Source organism: Streptomyces sp. CB02261, assembly GCF_001905665.1.
Lineage (GTDB): Bacteria > Actinomycetota > Actinomycetes > Streptomycetales > Streptomycetaceae > Streptomyces.
Genome location: NZ_LIVX01000002.1, coordinates 922,973 through 939,297, shown reverse-complemented (window position 1 = coordinate 939,297; position 16,325 = coordinate 922,973). Strand labels below are relative to the sequence as shown.

The following is a 16,325-nucleotide window of genomic DNA, read 5'->3' as shown; positions in this document are numbered from 1 at the left end:
CACCAGGGGCGGAGGCGCCCGCAAAGAGCGCCGTCCCGTGTGCCCACCCGTCCCGCCCTGCGGGACGATTGCCCACACGGCGGGGGGCGGGCGGCCCGGCCCGCGCGAGGCGGTGGCGGCCCGGCTCACACCGGCCGACCGGGGACCCGGCCCGCACGAGCGGCGGGGGCCCGGGTCACGCGGCGCGACCGGGGCCCGGCTCCGCGCGGGGCGACGACCGGGGGCCGGACCACCACACGGGGCGTCCGGCGGCCCAGGCGCCCCCCTCAGCCCCCCGACGGGCTAGGCGTGTCCGCGTGCCAGGGGGCGCCCGGGACCACCAGGGGGGACCCCGTCACAGGGTCCGGGACCACCATCGAGCGCAGGCCGAAGACGTCGCGTACCAGCGACTCCGTGACGATCTCCCCCGGCGGGCCCTCCGCGACCACCCGCCCCGCCTTCATCGCGATCAGATGGTCGGCGTACCGCGCCGCCTGGTTCAGGTCGTGGAGGACGAGGACGACCGTACGGCCGCGCAGCCGGTTGAGGCGGCGCACCAGGTCGAGCACCTCCACCTGGTGCGCGATGTCGAGATAGGTCGTCGGCTCGTCGAGGAGCAGCAGGTCCGTCTCCTGCGCCAGCGCCATCGCGATCCAGACCCGCTGCCGCTGACCGCCCGAGAGCGCGTCGACGGACCGGTCGGCGAGCGCGGTCACGTCCGTCCGGGCCATCGCGTCGGCGACGGCCCGCTCGTCCTCCTCCGACCACTGCTTCCACCAGGCCTGGTGCGGCTGGCGGCCCCGCGACACGAGGTCGGCGACGGTGATCGCCTCCGGCGCGACGGGCGTCTGCGGCAGCAGCCCGATGGACCGGGCGATCCGCTTCGTCGGCAGCTTCGCCAGTTCCTCGCCGTCGAGGAGGACCGCGCCGCCCGCCGGCCTGAGGAGCCGCCCGAGGGCCCGCAGGGTGGTGGACTTGCCGCAGGCGTTGGGACCGACGATCACGGTCACCTGCCCGTCGGGGACGGCGAGGTCCAGCCCGTGGACGACGGTGCGGTCCTCGTAGGCGAGCGTCAGCTCGCGCGCGGTCAGCCTGCTCGTCATGCCTTGCCTTCCGTACGGCTCCGGACGATGAGCCAGATCAGATACGGGGCGCCGATCGCCGCCGTGAGGACCCCGACCGGCAGTTCGACGGGGGAGAGGAGCCGCCGCCCGAGCAGGTCGGCGAGGACGACGATCGCGGCACCGGTGAGCGCCGAGCAGAACAGCGGGATCTGCGCCGTCCGCGTCATCCGGCGGGCGATCTGCGGGGCGAGGAGCGCCACGAAGTCGACGGGCCCCGCGACGCCCGTCGCCACGGACGCGAGGACGACGCCGACGGCGACGAGCCCGAGCCGGACCCGCCCGAGCCGCACGCCGAGCCCGGTCGCCGTGTCGTCGTCGAGGGAGACGGCCCGCTGCGCGCGGGCGGCCCACAGCACGGCGGGCAGCAGCAGGAGCAGCGTCCAGCGGATGGGCGCGGACTCGTCCCAGCCGCGCCCGTTGAGGGAGCCCGTCATCCAGATCTGGGCCTGCTGGGCGACGAGGTAGTCGCCCTTGGTCATGAAGAGGGTGGTGAGGGACCGCAGGGCGATCGCGAAGCCGATGCCGATGAGGACGAAGCGGGTGGCGTGCAGCCCGCCGCGCCAGGCGAAGGCGTACACGAGCGCGGCGGCCAGCACCCCACCGGCGACGGAGAGGTACGGCAGGACGGTGTACGAGGTGAGGCCGAAGGTCATCGCGGCGACGGTGACGGCCCCGGCGCCCTGGCTGATGCCGATGATGTCGGGGCTGGCGAGCGGGTTGCGGGCGACGGTCTGGATGAGGGCTCCGGCGACACCGAACGCGGCGCCGACGGCGAGGGCGACGACGAGCCGGGGCTCGCGCAGCTCCTCCACGACGAACGCCGACGGCGACGCCTCCCCGAGCAGGATCCGGAGGACCTCGGAGGGTTCGACGAACCGTTCGCCGACGCAGAGGTACGCAACGCAGGACACGGCCAGGAGCAGCAGCAGGCCCACGGCGACGAGGGCGGACCGCCGGTGGACGAGGAAGGACGCTCCGCGGGCCCGGACGAGCCCGTACCCGGCGGGGCGCGTAGCGACGGCGCTCACGCGGGCACCGCCTTCCGCCGTACCAGCGTGACCAGGAACGGAACGCCGATGAGCGCGGTCATCACCCCGGCCGGCACCTCGCCCGGCGGGAACACGATCCGCCCGGCGACATCGGCCACGAGCAGCATCACGGGCCCGATGACGGCGGCCATCGGCAGCACCCAGCGGTGGTCGGAGCCGACGACGGCCCGCGCGATGTGCGGGACGGCGAGACCGACGAAGGCGACAGGCCCGGCGGCGGCCACGGCCGCCCCGGTGAGGACCGTCGCGCCGACCCCGCCGACGATCCGCACGGTCGCGACCCGCTGCCCGAGGCCCTTGGCGACGTCCTCGCCGAGCGCGAGCGCGTCGAGGCCGCGCGCCACGGACACCACGAGGACCGCGCCGAGCAGCAGGAAGGGCCAGATCTGGCCGACGAGCTGGGCGTCCCGCCCGTCGAGCGAGCCGATCTGCCAGAACCGGAACTCGTCGAGGGCCGAGGCCCTCGTGGTGAGGACGCCGGTGGTGACGGACAGCAGCAGCGCGTTGATCGCGGCCCCGCCGAGCGCCAGCTTCACGGGCGTGGCCCCGCCGCGTCCGCTGGAGGCGATGGCGTGGACGGCGACCGCGGCGACCGCGGCGCCCGCGAACGCGAACCACACGTACCCGGTGAGGGTGTGCACCCCGAAGAAGGCGATGGCGAGGACGACGCCGACGGAGGAGCCCTGGCTGATGCCGAGGATGCCGGGGTCGGCGATCGGATTGCGGGTGATGCCCTGGAGCGCGGTGCCGGCGAGGGCGAGCGCGGCGCCGACCATCAGCCCGATCAGGGTCCGGGGGACGCGGAGCTGCCGTACGACCTCGGCGTCGGGACTCGTCCCGCCGTGCAGCAGCGCGTCGAGGACCGTGGACGGGGCGACGGCACGGGCGCCGACGGCGAGACTGAGGAGGACGGCGAGGAGCAGGGCGACGAGAGCCGCCGAGGTCGCGAGGACCCGTCTGGTACGGAAAGCGGCTGGCATCAGGACCCATCGGGTGGTGCGTCGGCGGTGCGGGGTGCGGTCGGGCCGGTTCCGGGGAGGCTCGGCCCGGGGTCGGACCCGGCCGGGTACGGCTGGCTGGGTGAGGCTCGGCTCAGTGTAAGCAGCACCGACATTCGCCCACCCGGGGGCCGGAGGTCCCCCAGAATGGGGCCCATGACGACCACGCCCGCCGCCCCCGCGTCCCCGCTCACCGTCGGCTTCGACCTCGACCTGACGCTGATCGACACCCGCCCCGGCATCAAGGCGGCCTGGGAGGCCTTCGCCGCCGAGACCGGCGCCACGATCGACGCGGACCTCGTCGTGACCCGCCTCGGCCCGCCCCTCGAACACGAGATGGCGTACTGGTTCCCCGAGGAGCACGTCACCGAGATGACGGCCCGCTACCGGGCGCTCTACCCCACGTACGCCATCGAGCCCTCGCACCCGATGCCGGGCGCCCGGGACGCCATCGAGGCCGTCCGCGAGGCGGGCGGCCGGACGATCGTCGTCACCGCGAAGAACGGCCCGCACGCCGAGCTGCACCTCGCGCACCTCGACATCACGCCGGACGCGGTCGCCGGCGGCCTGTGGGCCGAGGGCAAGGCGGAGGCCCTGCGCGCCCACGGCGCCCAGGTGTACGTGGGCGACCACGTCGGCGACGTCCGCGGCGCGGCCAAGGCCGGCGCCCTCTCGGTGGCCGTCGCCACCGGCCCCTGCGCCCCCGAGGAGCTCAAGGAGGCGGGCGCGGACGTGGTCCTGGCGGACCTGACGGACTTCCGCCGCTGGTGGGAGGGCTACCTGGCCTGAACCGGCGTGGCCGGTCCGCCCCGCGCCTGGCGCCGCTGGGCGGCGATCGACCGCAGCACCCCGGCGGCGGCCAGCGCGAAACCGACGCCCATCAGCATCGACACGCAGTACGCGACGGTGGGGAACGGATCGGTGCCGAGGAACAGCGGAGCCACGGTGACCAGCGTCGCCAGGGCGCCGACGGCGAACACGACGACACCGGCCTTGACGAGGCCGTCACCCGGAGCGCTGTCGTTCACCGGTGCGGCGGGGGTTTCACTACGCATCCGGCCAGGGTAGTTCCCAGGCCACAGGAACACATCGGCGACGTCTTGTCACCGGCCTCCGGACCATTAGCCTTGGTGCCGGCGGGTCGGTCGACCCGCTGTTTGCTATCCCCATCGACGAGGACGAGGACGAGGACAGACGTGCCTACCGGCAAGGTCAAATGGTTCAACAGTGAGAAGGGCTTCGGCTTTCTCTCCCGTGACGACGGCGGCGACGTCTTCGTCCACTCGTCGGTGCTCCCTGCCGGAGTCGACGCACTGAAGCCCGGTCAGCGGGTGGAGTTCGGTGTCGTCGCCGGCCAGCGCGGCGACCAGGCGCTGTCCGTCGCCATCCTCGACCCGACGCCGTCCGTCGCCGCGGCGCAGCGCCGTAAGCCCGACGAACTGGCGTCCATCGTGCAGGACCTGACGACGCTCCTGGAGAACATCACGCCCATGCTGGAGCGTGGCCGCTACCCGGAGAAGACCCAGGGCAAGAAGATCGCCGGCCTGCTCCGCGCGGTCGCCGACCAGCTCGACGTGTAGGGACCGTCGGTCCCGGTCACGGGAACGACAGCGCGTCCGGGCCGAGGGGCGGTACGAGTCCCTCGGCCGCGGCGCGGGTGAGCAGCCCCCGGACCGCCGCGTAGCCGTGCTCGCCGAGGTCGGCCGTGAACTCGTTGACGTAGAGACCGATGTGCTGGTCGGCCACCCTCGGGTCCATCTCCTGCGCGTGCTCCAGGACGTACGGCCGTGACACGGACGGGTCGTCCCAGGCCATCCGTACCGAGGCACGGGCGGACGCGGCGAGCCGCTCCAGGGTCTCGGCTCCGAGCGAGCGGCGGGCGACGATCGCGCCGAGCGGGATCGGCAGCCCGGTCGTGGACTCCCAGTGCTCGCCCATGTCGGCGAGGCAGTGCAGACCGTAGTTCTGGTACGTGAACCGGGCCTCGTGGATGACGAGCCCCGCGTCGACCTTCCCGTCGCGCACGGCGGGCATGATCTCGTGGAACGGCATCACGACGACGTCCCCGACCCCGCCGGGCACGGTCTCCGCCGCCCACAGCCGGAACAGCAGGTACGCGGTCGAACGCTCGCTCGGCACCGCGACCGTCTTCCCGGCGAGATCGGCGCCGGTCCCGGCGTCGCGCGTCAGGACGAGCGGCCCGCAGCCCCGCCCCAGGGCGCCGCCGCAGGGCAGCAGCGCGTACTCGTCGAGGATCCACGGCAGCACCGCGTACGACACCTTCAGGACGTCGTGCGTGTCGGTCCCGCTCTCCGCCCAGCCGTTGGTGACGTCGATGTCGGCGAAGGTCACGTCGAGGCGCGGGGCGCCGGGGACGCGGCCGTGGGCCCAGGCGTCGAAGACGAACGTGTCGTTCGGACAGGGCGAGTAGGCGATCTTCAGCTTGGTCACGACGGCTCCAGCTCCACGAAGACGGTCTTGCCGAGCAGCCCGAAGGCCTGCCCCAGCGCTTCCAGGGCCTCGCCGATGCGCCAGGCGGCCCGGTCACGGGGCCCGACGGCGTTCGACACGGCCCGGATCTCGACGACGGGCACCCCGTACGCGGCGGCGGCCTCGGCGACGCCGAACCCCTCCATGGCCTCGGCCGCGGCCCCCGGACGGCGCTCCGCGAGGGCGGCGGCACGGCCGGCGGTCCCGGTGACGGTCGAGACGGTGAGCACGGGCCCGACGGTGTGCGGCAGGCCCCCGGCGCCCAGGACGGCGGCGATACGGGAGGTCAGGGCGTCCGGCACGGGATGCGCGGACCGCCCGAAACCGAGCTCCTCCACGGCGAGGTACCCGTCGGGGGTCTCGGCACCGAGGTCGGCGGCGACGATCGACGCGGAGACGACGACGGAACCGACCGGCGCGCGGGAGGGGAATCCGCCGGCGATCCCGGCGGAGACGATCAGGTCATAGGGACCGCCGGAACGGGGCCCGGCGGCTCCCGGCGCGGCATCGGCTGCGGTCCCTGAGCCGGTCCCGGTGGCGGAGTGACCTCCGGCGCCGGTCCCGGAGTGGCTCCCGGCGCCGGTCAGCGACGCGTACGCCAGAGCGGTCGCGGTCGACGCGGCCACGGCGGCGGGACCCACCCCGCCGACCAGGACGTCGACACACGCCGACGGGCGAGGGCCCGTGTGACGGCGCAGCACGAGGCCCCCCGGCAGCGGCACGGACTCCGGGCCGCCGAGGCCGAGGCCGGCGGTGACGGAGTCCGCCTCCGCCGCCACGGCCGTCACGATCAGGATCCGGTGGGGCACCGGAGGATCAGGAGTCCTTCTTCAGCTGGAAGTGCCAGACACCGGTCAGCTTCTTGCCGGTGTTCTCGACGATGGTCACCTGGGTCTTGTCGGTGGCCTCGCCGGTCTGGCTGGAGAAGAAGGCGCTGGCCGGAATGGTCCGGTACGTCTTCTTGTACGGCTCGGGTTCGGCCTGCTGGCCGCCGAGGAAGATCGTCCAGCCGTTGTCCGCGATCTCGGGGTCGACCCCGAAGCGGATCTTGTCGTCCATCGCCACGGTGATGGACTTCTCGGCCTTCTTGTTGAGGCACTGCTGGATCTGCGACTCCTTGATGGCGTCGCCGTCGTTGTAGCAGGCGGCCTCGGAGTGGACCGAGTCGGTCCCGACCGTCAGGGTCGCGAGCGGAGTCGGCTTGTCGCAGGCGGAGAGAACGAGGAGCCCGGCGGAGACGGCCCCGAGGGCGACGGCGGCCCGGCGGCGCGAGCCGGAGAAGAACGCAACGGTCATGAGCCGAAGGCTATCGGGCCGCCGCGCCCGCGCCACGCGGGGGTACGGCGTGCCGCCCTCCGGTCCGGGACGCGCCTACGCCACCCGGGCCTTCGACCGGTCCTTCGACCCCGGGCGGCGCCGGGCCTCGGCGAGCAGGCCACGGACCGAGAGGAGCGCCCCCAGGGCCAGGAAACCGGCCGCCACGGACATGCCCAGCGTCCCGTTCAGCGGCAGCGCGATGCCGATCCCGCCGCCCACCACCCACGCCATCTGCAGGGCCGTCTCGGAACGCGCGAACGCCGAGGTCCGCACCACCTCCGGCACGTCCCGCTGGATCAGCGCGTCAAGCGACAGCTTCGACAGGGCCTGCGTCAGCCCCGCGACCGCCCCCAGGACCGCCACCATCACCCCGCCGAAGAACACCGCCGCACAGACCGCCGTACCGCAGACCACGGTGACCATCGTGGCGATGATCACTTCCGGGCCGTGGCCGCGCTCCCGGAGCAGCGAGCCGACCGCCGTACCGCACGCGTTGCCCACGCCCGCCGCCACACCCACGATCCCCAGCGAGACGGCGGCGCTCTGCCCCGACAACGGATGCTCCCGCAGCAGGAACGCCAGGAAGAAGATCAGGAAGCCCGACAGCATGCGCTGCGACGCGTTCGCCTCCAGACCGTGGAGGACCGAGGGCCCCACCGTCCGCAGACTCGGCTTCCGCTCGCCGTGCGTCAGCAGGTGCGCCCGCCGCTCGCCCTTCGCCGAGTCCACCTTCGGCGGCATCCGCAGCGCCCAGAACGCCCCGAGCAGGAACAGCGCGCACGCCCCGTACAGGGGCCAGCCGGGCCCCACCATCTGCAGCCCCGCCCCGATCGGCGCGGCGATCCCCGTCGCGAGCAGCCCTGCGAGGGTCACCCGGGAGTTCGCCTTGACCAGCGAGAACGTCGGTGGGAGCAGCCTCGGCACGACCGCGCTGCGCACCACCCCGTACGCCTTCGAGGCCACCAGGACCCCCAGCGCCGCCGGATACAGCTCGATGCCCCCCGTGGCGACCACCGTCGACATCATGATCGCGAGGACCGCGCGGGTCAGCATCGCGCCCGCCATCGCCGCCCGCCGCCCGTGCGGGATGCGGTCCAGGAGCGGACCGATCACCGGGGCGAGAAGCGTGAAGGGAGCCATCGTGATGGCGAGGTAGAGGGCCACGCGCCCCCGCGCCTCGTCCGTCGGCACCGAGAAGAAGACCGTGGACGCCAGGGCGACGGTGATCATGACGTCACCGGCGCCGTTCACCGCGTGCAGCTCGATCAGCTTCCCGAGCCCCGACTCACCCGCGCCGTGCGCGTGCGTGGCCTTCCTGATGCCCCGCGCCGTGCCCGTGAACGGCAGGTGCAGGGCACGACCGACCGACCGGCCCGCTCGGCGGAGCGGTCCGGCATGATCTTCGGATCGTGCGGAAGACCGTGCGGCTGCCACTCCGTCATAGTGCCCCACCGGCAGCCCGGACGAACCGTGGCACGGCGGACGGGCCACCGACGGACCGTCCCACGGACCCCGCCGGACACCCCCGGACACCCCCGGGAACACCCTCCGGCCATCCATGATCCGGGCCACTTGGGGCGGCCATGTGGGCTGAGGCCCGCGAACGGGGTAGCGTGCGTAGCGCGTCACCGGCGGAAGCTCTCGGCCGCGCGCCTCTTCGGCATCCCGCAGAATGGATGACGATAGGTGTGCCCGAGACACGCGAGACACGTCGGGTGCGCGGACGTCGATGCGGCCCACAGGTCCGCTCCGCCCGCCGCCCGTGGCTTCGCTCCCGCCCCTCGGCCGGCGCACCCGTGAGACGGCGTAGGAGAGAAGCGAGACCTGTGAGTGCTGCGACGACGCGAAGCGGTACCCCCCGTACCCCGCGAGCCACGCGTATCCCCGACCGCCTGTGCGCCGAGGCCGTAGACCTCGCGCGGGAGGCCGCCGAGGAGGCGGCCGCCCCCGGCATCGTCGGCGCCCACGTCGAGGTCGTCGCGGAGGGCGACCGCGTCGTCACCCACTACTTCGAGTCCAAGGAACCCGGCTACCGGGGCTGGCGCTGGGCGGTCACCGTCACCCGCGCGTCCCGCGCCAAGAACGTCACCCTTGACGAAACCGTCCTGCTGCCCGGCTCCGACGCCCTCCTCGCCCCCGAGTGGGTGCCCTGGAGCGAGCGGCTCCGCCCCGGCGACATGGGCCCCGGCGACCTCCTCCCCACCGAGCAGGACGACCTGCGCCTGGAGCCCGGCTACACGGGCGAGGACGCGCCGCCGCCGAACTCCATCGTCTCGGAGGAGCTCGAGGAGCACCTCGACACCGAGGACGCCGAGATCGTGACCCGCACCCCCGCGCGGGGCACAGTCGCCGCGGTCGCCGAAGAACTCGGCATGCGCCGGGCCCGCGTCCTCTCCCGGTACGGCCTGCACGTGGCCGCCGACCGCTGGGACGAGGCCTTCGGCGCCCGCACGCCCATGGCCCAGGCCGCGCCGGCCTCCTGCGAGTCCTGCGCCTTCCTGGTGCCGCTCGCCGGGTCCCTCAAGCAGGCGTTCGGTGTCTGCGCCAACGAGTTCGCCCCCGCCGACGGCCGGGTCGTCTCCCTCGCCTACGGCTGCGGAGGCCACTCCGAGGCCGCCGTCATGCCGACACCGCCGCGGCCCGCGCCGCCCGTCTTCGACTCGACGGCCGTGGACGCCTTCCCCCTCCGCCCGGCGAAGGACTCCGGCTCCACCACCGAACCCGACGACACCTCAGAAGACCTGGGCCACTCCTAACCGACCGCCCGCGCGCGGCGCCCTTCGCCACGCCAGAACCCCCACCCCCTCCGTGTGGGCAATCGTCCCGCAGGGCGGGACGGGTGGGCACACGGGACGGCGCCCCTGGCCGGGCCAAGGCTCCCGCGCCTGAACCCGCACCCCGGGTGCGGCGCTGTCGTGGGTGGTGCCCACCCGTTCCGCCCCGCGGAACGCCTGCCCACAACGGTGCCGGGTGGGCGGCGGCCCCTCACCCCCTCCGTGTGGGCAATCGTCCCGCGGGGCGGGACGGGTGGGCACACGGGACGGCGCCCCTTGCCGGGCCGAGGCTCCCGCGCCTGAACCCGCACCCCGGGTGCGGCGCTGTCGTGGGTGGTGCCCACCCGTTCCGCCCCGCGGAACGCCTGCCCACAACGGTGCCGGGTGGGCGGCGGCCCCTCACCCCCTCCGTGCGGGCAATCGTCCCGCGGAACGCCTGCCCACAACGGGCCCACGCGGGAGGCACCCCGCACCCCGCCCCCGCAGGCACGGCGGCCCGCCGCACCGCCCGCGCGCCGAATGCCCCCACGCGCCCCGACCAAGACCGTGCCCCCGCGACCGCCGCCCCCCGGAGCGCGGTACCTTTCGGGCCCCGGATCATCGGGCCCGCAGGACCCCCACCCCCCACCCCCGCCCCAGAGTGGAGTCAGACGTGAGCGTCAGCGTCCGGACGACGACCGACGGAACCGACCCCTTCGGCACCGCACGGCTGCGGCGGGGCGTGCTCGACGCCTGGGGCGCCTCCCCCGCCCGGTTCCGGGAGGACGCCAACGCCGAGGAGGACCTCGCCCTCGGCGGCTACCGCGACCGCCTCGTCGTCGAACTCGCCCAGAACGCCGCCGACGCCGCCCACCGCGCCGCCGTCCCCGGCCGCCTGCGCCTCACCCTCCACCCGGCAGGACCCGACGGCCCCGCCGTCCTCGCCGCCGCCAACACCGGCGCCCCCCTGGACGCCGCCGGCGCCGAGTCGCTCTCCACCCTCCGCGCCTCCGCCAAGCGCGAGCAGACCCACGGCGCCGTCGGCCGCTTCGGCGTCGGCTTCGCCGCCGTCCTCGCCGTCACCGACGAGCCCGCCGTCCTCGGCCGACACGGCGGCGTCCGCTGGTCCCTCGCCGAAGCCCGCGAACTCGCCGCCGAGACCGCCCGGTACAGCCCCGGCCTCGGCGACGAACTCCGCCGCCGCGACGGCCACGTGCCCCTCCTCCGCCTCCCGCTGCCCGCCGAGGGCTCCGCCCCTGACGGCTACGACACGGTCGTCGTCCTCCCCCTCCGCGACACCGCCGCCCGCGACCTCGCCGAACGGCTCCTCGACTCCGTCGACGACGCCCTCCTCCTCACGCTCCCCGGCCTCGCCGAGATCGTCGTGGAGACGGCGGAGGGCGTACGCACCCTCAGCCGCACCGACGACGACGGCTACGTACGGATCGAGGACACCGCCACCGGCACCCACCGCTGGCGGACCGTCACCCACGGCGGCCCCCTCGAAGCGGAACTCCTCAAGGACCGCCCCGTCGAGGAGCGCCTCCGCCCCCACTGGTCCGTCACCTGGGCCGTACCCGTGGACACCGAGGGCGCCCCCCGCCACCCCCGTACGACCCCCGTCGTGCACGCCCCCACCCCCACCGACGAACCGCTCGGCATCCCCGCCCTCCTCATCGCCTCCCTGCCCCTGGACACCGCGCGCCGGCACCCGGCGCCCGGACCGCTCACCGACTTCCTGGTGCAGCGAGCCGCCGACGCGTACGCCGAACTCCTCGCCGACTGGCAGCCGGTGACCACCGCCACGCTCGACCTCGTCCCCGGCCCGCTCGGCAAGGGACCCCTCGACGGGGCGCTGCGCGAGGCGATCCTGGACCGGCTGCCGCGCGTGGCGTTCCTGGCGCCCGCCGCCCCCACCGAGGAACTCCCCGCGCTCCGCCCGATCGAGGCCGAGGTCGCGGAGGGCGCGGGAGCGGACACGGTCGATGTCCTCGCGGAGGTCTTCCCGACGCTCCTCCCGGCGGGCCTGGAGCGGCGGCCCGAGCTCCGTACGCTCGGCGTCGGCCGTGTCCCCCTGACCGAGGCGATCGACCGCCTCGCCGGTGTGGACAGGGCCCCCACCTGGTGGTGGCGCCTGTACGACTCCCTCGCCGGCGTCGACCCGGACCGGCTGTCGGGCCTCCCCGTCCCGCTGGCGGAGCCGGAGGAGGGCGCCGCCCGGATCCGGACGGCGATCGGCCCCCGCCAGGTCCTCCTGCCGCAGGACAGGACCCCCGCCGAACTGACCCGCCTCGGTCTGAAGGTCGCCCACCCCGAGGCCGCCCACCCGCTCCTGGAGAAGCTGGGCGCCCTGCCCGCCACGCCCCGATCGGTCCTGACGACCCCGCAGGTACGGGCGGCGGTCGCGGCCTCCCTCGACGCGGGCGAGATCTGGGACGAGGACGGGGACGCGCTCGACGCGGACGAACTCGCCGAGACCGTCCTCGCCCTCGTACGGGACGCGGAGCTCGACCCCGGCGAGGAGCCCTGGCTCGCCGCGCTCGCCCTCCCCGACGAGGACGGCGAACTCTCCCCGGCGGGCGAACTGGTCCTTCCGGGTTCGGCGTTCGCCGCCGTCATGCGCGAGGACGAACTGGCCTACGTGGACGCCGACCTGGCCGCCCGCTGGGGCGAACAGCCCCTCGCCGCCTGCGGGGTGCTCGCCACGTTCGCCCTGGTCCGCGCCACCGACCTGCTCCTCGACCCGGACGAGGTCGAACCGCGCGAGGGCGACTACCCGGAGCCGGACGACGCCGGGCTCCTCGACGCGGTCGACGTGTGGTGCGAGGACGTCCTCGACCGGCTGCCGGAGTCGCCGGTGCCGCCGGTGGCGACGGAGATCGTGGCGGTACGGGACCTGGACCTGGTGGACGACGACGCCTGGCCGCAGGCGCTGGCGCTCCTCGCGCAGCCGCCTCTCCGGGACGCCCTGACCCAGCCCGTACGGGTCCTCCTGCCGGACGGCACGACGGAGACGGTCCGCTCGTACACGGCGTGGTGGCTGCGGGACCACCCGGTCCTGGACGGCCGGCGCCCGGCGGGACTGCGCGCGGCCGGCACGGACCCGCTCCTGATCGGTCTGTACGACTCCGCCGACGCGACCGGCTTCGAGGACGAGCAGGTCCTGCGGGCCCTGGGCGTACGGACGTCGGTGAGCGCGCTCCTGGACGAACCGGGGGGCGCGGCGGAACTCCTGACGCGGCTGGCGGACCCGTCGCGGGAGGTGTCACCGGTGCAACTCCACGCCCTGTACACGGCCCTGGCCGACCTGGACCCGGAGCAGGTGACGCTCCCGGACGAGCTGCGGGCGGTGGTGGACGGCACGCTGGCGGTGGTGGACGCGTCGGAGGCCGTGGTGGCGGACGCCCCGGACCTGCTGCCCCTGGAGGGGGGCCTGCCGCTGCTGCCGGTGTCGCCGTCGCGGGCGGGGGACCTGGCGGAGCTGTTCCAGGTGCGCCGCCTGAGCGAGACGGTGGAGGCGGAGGTGACGACGGAGGGCGAGGAGCACGAGGTCCCGGACGCGGTCCGCACCCTCCTGGGACCGGCCGCTCCCACGACGTACGTCGAGCACGAGGAACTCCGGGCGGCGGGCACGGAACTCGACTGGCGCCGTACCCCGGACGGCGTGGTCCACGCCTCCACCCTGGAAGGCGTGGCGGCGGGCCTGGCCTGGGCCTCGGGCCAATGGCCCCGCCGCTTCGAGGTGGCAGCCCTCCTGGAGGATCCGTCACGAACCCCGGAACTGGCGAGGGACCGCTGGTTCGACTGAGTCCGGGCACCGGCCGGGCACTAGGCGAACCAGAGCCCACCGCGCCGGTGGCGGGCGGGAGGGATGCCGACGAGGTCGGCGGCGTCGACATCGACGGCGCCGCCGGGAGCGTTCACGAGCCGCAGCACTACCCCCGCCTGTCGGCGGAGCCGCTGCCGGGCACGTCGCTCTTCCACGGCGGCCCACCGCCCGACGGTGGCATCCGACTGGTGCCGGGGAAACGCGTACACCTCGACGGCACGCAGGACCGGACGAGGCCGGGGCCGACGGCCCTCCCGCCGGGCCTGGGAGACGTCCCGGGCGCTGTACCGGAGGTCACGCAGGACCACGGCATACCAGGGCTGGCCCGTGAGCATGGCGTGACGCGTGCGCCTGCGGGTGTGGGAAGGGTGATGGGCGGTGCGTGCCACGGCGACTCCGTAGGTAGCGACCGCCAGGGGTGTCCTGGCGGGCTACCTGAAGCCCCGAGGCCCGTTCGCACGTGCGTTCCGCATGCCGGGCAGAGTAACCGGCCGGCCGTCCCGCCGCACCCGACTTCGTCGGCCCGTACACTCCGCACGAAGCTGATAGATCCGGCCAAGAGGCCGGATTCTTTCCTTGGGGGGAATCTTGCGCCTTCGCGCACTCACTCGTTCCGGCCGGGCGGCAGCCCTCGGCGGTGCGCTCCTGACCGTCGCGGCGCTCGCGACGACGCTCGCACCCACGGCCCAGGCCGTCGTCGGCAACATGCGGATCACCAAGGTCGTCGTCAACGGCGGCAAGGACATCGTCCTGACCACCACCGCGAAGAAGGTGACCGTCACGGCCACCATCGCCGAGGACTCCGCTCTCACGGAGGTCTGGCTGGACCTCGAGAACCGGGTCGGTGACGACATCAACTACGCCGCTTCCCGGCGTGCCACCTGCACAGGCACCGGCGCGGTGAAGACGTGCACCACCACGCACACGCTGGATCCGCGCGATGACCTGATCCACAACGGGCTTGCGGGCCCGGGCAACTGGAAGGTCTACGTCCAGGTGGATGCCCGGGACGGGGACTACCGGAGCGGCTACTACCCGTCGGCGTCGGTGCGCCGGGCCACGGCGCTCATCGGCGACGCGACGCCCGAGCCGGTACGCAGGGGTGCGGCGCTCACCGTCAACGGCCGGCTGACGGTGGCGAACTGGAACTCGAACACCTGGACCGGGCTGTCCCGTCAGGCGGTGCAGCTCCAGTACTGCACGTACCCGTGCACGGCGTACGCCACGGTGAAGACCGTGACCTCGAACGCGACCGGACACCTCCGCACCACGGTCACGGCATCGGCCGACGGCTACTACCGCTGGAAGTACGCGGCCCCGTACTGGGTGGCACCCTCCCTCTCGGTAGCCGACTACGTCGACGTGCGCTGACGGGCGGGGGTTCGGTCCCACCAGAAGCCCACGAACCCGGCCCGCCCAGGGCCGCGCCTCGCGCCACCGGGGCGCGTATCTCCACGTCCCGCCATCCCCGCGCCCTTCCTCCCATCCGAGTCCGCCACGACCCGGACGCCGACCGTGCCGACTGCCGGGCCGCCGCCTGATCGCCGCCCCGGCGGGAACGGTCGATGTCGGAGGCGCATGGGAGGATCCCTCCCATGCCGCTGCCGTACCCCGACGACCTGACCTCGCTCGTCCTTCGCACCGACTTCGATGACGACGCGGCCTGGGACGACCTCCGCGCCGCGCTCGACGCCGTCGACCAGCGCACCCACGCCACATACGTCAGCGATCCCCGTTTCTCGGGGGTGAGCGTCCAGGAGCTGGTGGACGAGGAGGCCGGTGCGGGGGAGGACGAGCAGATCGTCCAGGTGTTCCTGGCCGACGCGCGGGCCATGGGGGACCCGTCGTACGCCCTCCTGGCCGTGGATCTGTCGGACGACGAGCCGGGGCGCACGTTCAGGCTGCCGGCCCGGTGGTTCCCCGACGTGTCGGCCAACCTCACCATCGGCAACATGGGTCTCGCCGACTTCGCGGACGCGACCGACGCATCCGGGACCTTTCTGGGCTTCGACGGGGAGTCGGATTCCTGAGGTCCCCTCAGATCACCTCATGGGCGTCCCGGGGGTGGCCGCAGATGCGGATGATCGCGCCCCCGCCGAGGTCCGGGCCCGTGAAGTCGTGGTACTGGCTGAAGCAGAAGTCGGCGTCGCCCCGGAACCCCGGGCACCCGCAGGCGCGGATCGGTGGGCCGGGCGACTGCATCGCGGTGCAGAAGTGCAAGGACCCGTGGGACACGAGACCCGGGTCGATTCCGGAGCGGGAGAGCACGTCGGCAGCCGTACTCCGTGCCTGACTGACCAGCTGAGCCGCCTCTCTGAGGGCTCGCACCTGCTCGTCATTGAGACGGTCGTGCGGATAGGACATCACGGCTCCTGTCGGTGGTCCGGCCGGTTCCTGCACGGTCACTGCTCGTCGACGCGCTCGCACACGACGAATCCGGGTTCGATCTCGGAGCACTCGAAGACCGGCTGATGGCTTCCCGCCGTCGTCGTCGTGGTGGTCACTTCCCCCTCGCGACCCGCAGGGTGGTACGCCAGCGAGAAGTGCCGGACCGCCTTCGGGTGCTTGTCGAGCAGAGCGCGGAACTCCTCGATCAGTCCGACGAACTCCTCCGGGATGGTGTCGATGCTCCTACCTTGCTCCGTCGTCATGACCGTCTCCTCGAGAAGTCAGATGCGTCCGGGAAGTCAGGGACGGCAGATGCGTTGCGTCGGATGCCTCGGTGACGTCCGATGCGCCCGACGCCTCGGCGGCGTCCGACATTCGCCGACAGCTTCAGTTTCTCG

At 74.0% G+C, this 16,325-nt stretch carries 17 protein-coding genes; 6 read left to right on the top strand and 11 right to left on the bottom strand.

Features of this window, described 5'->3' with window-relative positions; genetic code table 11:
* Positions 1-266 precede the first annotated feature (266 nt).
* The 3 genes from AMK29_RS09920 to AMK29_RS09910 are packed head-to-tail and all read right to left on the bottom strand — an operon-like array spanning position 267 to position 3,132.
* The gene (locus AMK29_RS09920; RefSeq protein ID WP_073810537.1) at positions 267-1,082 is read right to left on the bottom strand and encodes an ABC transporter ATP-binding protein; all 816 of its coding nucleotides are present in this window, start codon (positions 1,080-1,082) and stop codon (positions 267-269) included.
* Positions 1,079-2,131, bottom strand: a complete 1,053-nt coding sequence (locus AMK29_RS09915) for a FecCD family ABC transporter permease (RefSeq protein WP_073810535.1) — start codon at positions 2,129-2,131, stop codon at positions 1,079-1,081. Before AMK29_RS09915 ends, AMK29_RS09920 begins: the two co-directional genes overlap by 4 nt.
* The gene (locus AMK29_RS09910) at positions 2,128-3,132 is read right to left on the bottom strand and encodes a FecCD family ABC transporter permease (protein WP_073810533.1); all 1,005 of its coding nucleotides are present in this window, start codon (positions 3,130-3,132) and stop codon (positions 2,128-2,130) included. The genes AMK29_RS09915 and AMK29_RS09910 overlap by 4 nt, the downstream gene beginning before the upstream one ends.
* Before the next feature lie 174 nt (positions 3,133-3,306).
* On the opposite strand from AMK29_RS09910, the gene AMK29_RS09905 reads away from it, so the two are divergent.
* On the top strand, positions 3,307-3,939 hold the full coding sequence (locus AMK29_RS09905; protein ID WP_398851689.1) for an HAD family hydrolase: 633 nt from the start codon (positions 3,307-3,309) through the stop codon (positions 3,937-3,939).
* Here the strand turns inward: AMK29_RS09905 and AMK29_RS09900 are convergent.
* Complete coding sequence (locus AMK29_RS09900; RefSeq protein WP_198942205.1) at positions 3,927-4,205, bottom strand: hypothetical protein; 279 nt, start codon at positions 4,203-4,205, stop codon at positions 3,927-3,929. The two genes, AMK29_RS09905 and AMK29_RS09900, sit on opposite strands and share 13 nt — an antisense overlap.
* A 141-nt stretch (positions 4,206-4,346) precedes the next feature.
* Between AMK29_RS09900 and AMK29_RS37600 the strand changes: the two genes are divergently transcribed.
* Positions 4,347-4,730, top strand: coding sequence for a cold-shock protein (locus AMK29_RS37600; RefSeq protein WP_073810527.1), 384 nt, complete (start codon positions 4,347-4,349; stop codon positions 4,728-4,730).
* Between the two features lie 16 nt (positions 4,731-4,746).
* On the opposite strand, the gene AMK29_RS09890 is transcribed toward AMK29_RS37600, so the two are convergent.
* The 4 genes from AMK29_RS09890 to AMK29_RS09875 all read right to left on the bottom strand — a co-directional run bounded on the left by AMK29_RS09890 (position 4,747) and on the right by AMK29_RS09875 (position 8,391).
* The gene (locus AMK29_RS09890) at positions 4,747-5,601 is read right to left on the bottom strand and encodes a 1,4-dihydroxy-6-naphthoate synthase (protein ID WP_198942204.1); all 855 of its coding nucleotides are present in this window, start codon (positions 5,599-5,601) and stop codon (positions 4,747-4,749) included.
* Positions 5,598-6,449: a futalosine hydrolase gene (locus AMK29_RS09885; protein ID WP_073810525.1), complete on the bottom strand. Its 852-nt coding sequence runs from the start codon at positions 6,447-6,449 to the stop codon at positions 5,598-5,600. Before AMK29_RS09885 ends, AMK29_RS09890 begins: the two co-directional genes overlap by 4 nt.
* Before the next feature lie 7 nt (positions 6,450-6,456).
* Positions 6,457-6,936, bottom strand: coding sequence for a DUF2771 domain-containing protein (locus tag AMK29_RS09880; RefSeq protein WP_073810523.1), 480 nt, complete (start codon positions 6,934-6,936; stop codon positions 6,457-6,459).
* A gap of 75 nt (positions 6,937-7,011) precedes the next feature.
* Positions 7,012-8,391 carry an MFS transporter gene (locus tag AMK29_RS09875; RefSeq protein ID WP_073810521.1) on the bottom strand — a complete coding sequence of 460 codons (1,380 nt, stop codon included), beginning with the start codon at positions 8,389-8,391 and terminating at the stop codon, positions 7,012-7,014.
* 392 nt (positions 8,392-8,783) lie between these two features.
* On the opposite strand from AMK29_RS09875, the gene AMK29_RS09870 reads away from it, so the two are divergent.
* Both AMK29_RS09870 and AMK29_RS09865 read left to right on the top strand, forming a co-directional pair.
* A complete protein-coding gene (locus AMK29_RS09870) occupies positions 8,784-9,713 on the top strand; it encodes a DUF3027 domain-containing protein (protein WP_073810519.1) in 930 nt (309 codons plus the stop codon).
* 658 nt (positions 9,714-10,371) lie between these two features.
* Positions 10,372-13,518, top strand: coding sequence for a sacsin N-terminal ATP-binding-like domain-containing protein (locus AMK29_RS09865; RefSeq protein WP_073810517.1), 3,147 nt, complete (start codon positions 10,372-10,374; stop codon positions 13,516-13,518).
* 20 nt (positions 13,519-13,538) lie between these two features.
* On the opposite strand, the gene AMK29_RS09860 is transcribed toward AMK29_RS09865, so the two are convergent.
* Positions 13,539-13,928, bottom strand: a complete 390-nt coding sequence (locus AMK29_RS09860) for a hypothetical protein (protein ID WP_241845215.1) — start codon at positions 13,926-13,928, stop codon at positions 13,539-13,541.
* A 199-nt stretch (positions 13,929-14,127) separates the two neighbouring features.
* On the opposite strand from AMK29_RS09860, the gene AMK29_RS09855 reads away from it, so the two are divergent.
* Both AMK29_RS09855 and AMK29_RS09850 read left to right on the top strand, forming a co-directional pair.
* A complete protein-coding gene (locus AMK29_RS09855; protein ID WP_079196811.1) occupies positions 14,128-14,910 on the top strand; it encodes a hypothetical protein in 783 nt (260 codons plus the stop codon).
* A gap of 224 nt (positions 14,911-15,134) precedes the next feature.
* Entirely contained in the window at positions 15,135-15,569 is a 435-nt protein-coding gene (locus tag AMK29_RS09850; RefSeq protein WP_073810514.1) for a DUF6924 domain-containing protein, read from the top strand.
* Between the two features lie 7 nt (positions 15,570-15,576).
* Here AMK29_RS09850 and AMK29_RS09845 read toward each other — a convergent pair whose 3' ends face one another.
* Positions 15,577-15,903, bottom strand: a complete 327-nt coding sequence (locus AMK29_RS09845; RefSeq protein WP_073810512.1) for a DUF6422 family protein — start codon at positions 15,901-15,903, stop codon at positions 15,577-15,579.
* A gap of 38 nt (positions 15,904-15,941) precedes the next feature.
* Positions 15,942-16,190, bottom strand: a complete 249-nt coding sequence (locus tag AMK29_RS09840) for a hypothetical protein (RefSeq protein ID WP_073810510.1) — start codon at positions 16,188-16,190, stop codon at positions 15,942-15,944.
* Positions 16,191-16,325 lie beyond the last annotated feature (135 nt).